At 42.7% G+C, this 3,406-nt stretch carries 4 protein-coding genes and 1 pseudogene; 3 read left to right on the forward strand and 2 right to left on the reverse strand.

All coding sequences use genetic code 11. The annotated features are described in order from the left end of the window. A partial coding sequence (locus ACZFYI_RS17730; protein WP_462525458.1) for a LysE family translocator occupies positions 1-560 on the reverse strand: 560 nt, incomplete at its 3' end. Continuing rightward, positions 557-2,104, reverse strand: a complete 1,548-nt coding sequence (locus ACZFYI_RS17735; protein ID WP_462525459.1) for a GH3 family acyl-acid amido synthetase — start codon at positions 2,102-2,104, stop codon at positions 557-559. The genes ACZFYI_RS17735 and ACZFYI_RS17730, both read right to left, overlap by 4 nt. Positions 2,105-2,139: 35 nt before the next feature. On the opposite strand from ACZFYI_RS17735, the gene ACZFYI_RS17740 reads away from it, so the two are divergent. The 3 genes and pseudogenes from ACZFYI_RS17740 to ACZFYI_RS17750 form a co-directional block, all read left to right on the forward strand. Further along, positions 2,140-2,814, forward strand: coding sequence for a YggS family pyridoxal phosphate-dependent enzyme (locus ACZFYI_RS17740; protein ID WP_462525460.1), 675 nt, complete (start codon positions 2,140-2,142; stop codon positions 2,812-2,814). 3 nt (positions 2,815-2,817) lie between these two features. Beyond that, positions 2,818-3,198 (forward strand): DUF423 domain-containing protein, encoded by a 381-nt coding sequence (locus ACZFYI_RS17745; protein ID WP_462525461.1) that lies wholly within the window; start codon positions 2,818-2,820, stop codon positions 3,196-3,198. Between the two features lie 5 nt (positions 3,199-3,203). Further along, a pseudogene (locus tag ACZFYI_RS17750) lies at positions 3,204-3,406 on the forward strand (D-alanyl-D-alanine carboxypeptidase); the annotation flags it as partial.

Genomic DNA, 3,406 nt, shown 5'->3' on the forward strand with positions numbered 1-3,406 from the left:
TTGAGTTTGCCCATCAGCTTAGGGGTGACAAATCCCGAAAGCTGCTTGGCGATAAAGGCCTTGAGCAGGTCGATGCAGAATACCGTCAGCAGGATTCCCGCATAATACAGCCATATGTCGATCCTCCGGTACTCGGACTTGAGGTTGACCAAGCCGGCGATGGAGATCCAAAAAAGCAGCACGAAAGGATTGACCCCGTTGATGCCAAAGCCTTTCATAAATCCGGTCCTCTTTTGGGATTTGGGCAGTGGAGCCCCGCCTGAATTGGGCCTGCTTCTGTTTTTTTTCAGCATATTGGAAATCCCAAAGCCTATCAGCACCGCCCCGCCGGCATAGCCTAAGATGATCTCAAAATTAGGGTATTGGGCAAAAATGGACACGCTGAAATAGGTAATCAGCACATAGATCAAATCGGATAGCAAAATCCCCAAGGCCAAAACGGCTGCATACCGAAAGCCATGTTCAAGGCTGTTTTGTACCAAAGCAAAAAAAACAGGCCCGATCATCGCCGACAATACAAGCCCCATGCTGATCCCTTCCCAAAGCGCTTGGCTCATCATATTAGGCCATTTTCCTTTAAGTACGCCATCCACTGTTCCGCCTTTTCCCCTTTCAAAACCCTAGGGAATTTATTTTGCCCTCCTTCTTTTCCAATTGATTTTAACCAAGCGTAAAAAACTGAAGGTGAAAGGATGGTCAGTTTCACTTCTTTCAAAGCATGTTTTCTCTCCACCACATAATCGTCATTCAGCTGCTTCAAACTGTCGTCAATCTTTTGGAGAAGTAAGTCATGGTCTACCTTGTCATCAGTACCCACAAACCAATGGTGCATAAAGAGCGATCCATGAGGCATACCTAGAACGGTAAATTCCCTGATATTGAGGTTAAGCTCTTCAGAGACCAATTCCACGGCCCTGTTCATGTTGTCCATCGAAAGGTGCTCTCCACAAAGGCTCAAAAAATGTTTGGTCCTGCCTGTGATATGAATCTCACTTTCTTCTTTAGAAGCAAACCTGATGACATCCCCGATCAAATACCTCCATGCCCCTGCACAGGTGCTGATAAGCAAGGCATAGTCAACATCTTCTTCTATTTCATCAATTTTGAGTGTTTTTGCATGGGGGAGTAATCCACCGTCAGCATCAAAGTTTTCTTCATTGAAGGGGATAAATTCATGAAATATCCCATTGTTCAAAACCAACCGCATAGACCTTCTGTCTGCCAAAGCCTGAAAAGCCAAAAACCCTTCAGAAGCAAGATAAGTCTCCATGTAAATCAAAGGCTTGTCAAGTAGTCTTTCAAAACCTTGCTTATAGGGCTCAAATGAAACCCCGCCATGAACAAAAATCCGGAGGTTAGGCCACAGGTCATGAATGGTTTTGAGGCGGTACCTCTCTATGATTTTTTCCAACAAAATCTGAAGCCAAGCCGGAACACCGACAATAATCCCGATATCCCAATCCGGCGCTTTCTCCACGATTTGCTCCAGCTTGTCTCCCCAATTTTTGTTTTTGGAGATTTTCTTTCCGGGTTTGTAGAAGCGCTGAAACCAAATAGGCAATCTGCCTGTGGTAATCCCGCTGAGATCTCCGGAAAAATAAGTACCGTTAAATTCCAGGTCAGTACTTCCCCCAAGCATCAAAATCCCTTTGGTAAACAACTTATCCGGAAGGTCATATTTGGAGAGGGACAAGATCTGACGGACACCGGTCTTTCTGATGGCTTTGACCATGTCTTTGGTGATGGGGATATACTTGGAAGCAGCACCTGAAGTGCCTGATGTCAATGCAAAATGACGGATAGCACCGGGCCAGGTAATATCCTCCTCTCCTCCTTTGAGTCTGTACCACCATTCGGTATAGATGGTATCGTAGTTGTATATTGGAATATTACTTGAATATAATTTATAAAAATCGCTGTCACCCTTCTTGAATTCCTTTAGGATCAAATCGAAGTTATACTTTTTAGCAAATTCTGTATCTTTTGCTTTGATCATCAATTTCTTCAATTCCTCTTTTTGAAGGTCCAAAGGTGAGCTATATTCCTGAACCAAAGAATCCCTTAATCTGATACCTTTTTTTAGTAATGTACCCAATATCGCCATATCTTTGCTTGAGTTGATTTGGCCAAATTTACAGAATGAGTATCAAAGAAAACCTTCTTTCAATAAAAAATACATTTGTCAATCCTGATTGCCTTTTGGTGGCTGTGAGTAAGACCCACCCGGCTGTTGCTATCAGGGAAGCTTATGACTTGGGAGTCAGGGATTTTGGAGAAAACAAAGTACAGGAATTGACGGATAAGCAGGCACAGTTACCCGAGGATATCCGTTGGCATTTTATCGGACATCTCCAGACCAACAAAGTGAAATTTATAGCCCCCTTTATTTACTTGATCCATGGTGTGGATTCTCTCAAACTCCTGACAGAAATCAACAAACAAGCCGAAAAATCCGGCAGAATTATCAATTGTCTATTACAGGTTTACATTGCCAAAGAAGAAAGCAAGTTTGGCCTCGATGAAAAAGAATTGATGGATTTGGTCCAAAGTGAAGCGGTGAAAGCTTTGGAAAATGTGAAAATCGTCGGTTTGATGGGGATGGCTACTTATACAGACAATGAAGAGGTCATACGGCAGGAATTCAGGAATCTGAAATCTATTTTCGATACATTAAAAATACAAGAGCTGCCGGCAAACTTTAACCTGAAAGAAATCTCCATGGGAATGAGCGGGGATTATATCATCGCTCAGGAAGAAGGGAGTACCATGGTCAGAATCGGAACTTCAATTTTTGGACAAAGAGAATACAAATAGCACATGAAAGTTAATTTTATTCAAATAGCTGCGATAGTTGGCGCCTTTGCCGTTGGTATTGGAGCTTTTGGAGCACATGGTTTGGAGTCAATTTTAGAAACCAATGGCAGACAGGACACCTTTGAAACAGCCGTCAAATACCATTTCTACCACGCTTTGGCCATGTTGGTAGTAGCTGTTTGGTATCATTTTCAGCCCGAAAGAAAAATATTGGTGAAAGCCATGTGGTCCTTTCTGATAGGAATCCTTATTTTTTCAGGTTCTCTGTATGTCCTTTCACTGACCGGAATCACTTGGCTTGGAGTCATCACCCCATTGGGTGGAGTTGCGTTTATTGTGGGTTGGTTGTTGTTGTTTTGGGCAGGAAAAAAACAAAGGATCTGATTTCAATGGATTTAAGAAAGACCATCCTCTCATTCTTCATTTGGGCATTTGCCATCTTTCCAATTTTTGGACAAGAGATTGACTTCAGGACAAGGTATGTCGGGTTGGACAGTCTCCTAAATGAGAAATCGTTTTTTGGAAATCATCTGACAGGATTCATCCTTTTTGAGCCCGACAGCCAAAGAGTCCTTTTTGAAAAAAACAGCCA

The organism is Aquiflexum sp., from assembly GCF_977115555.1.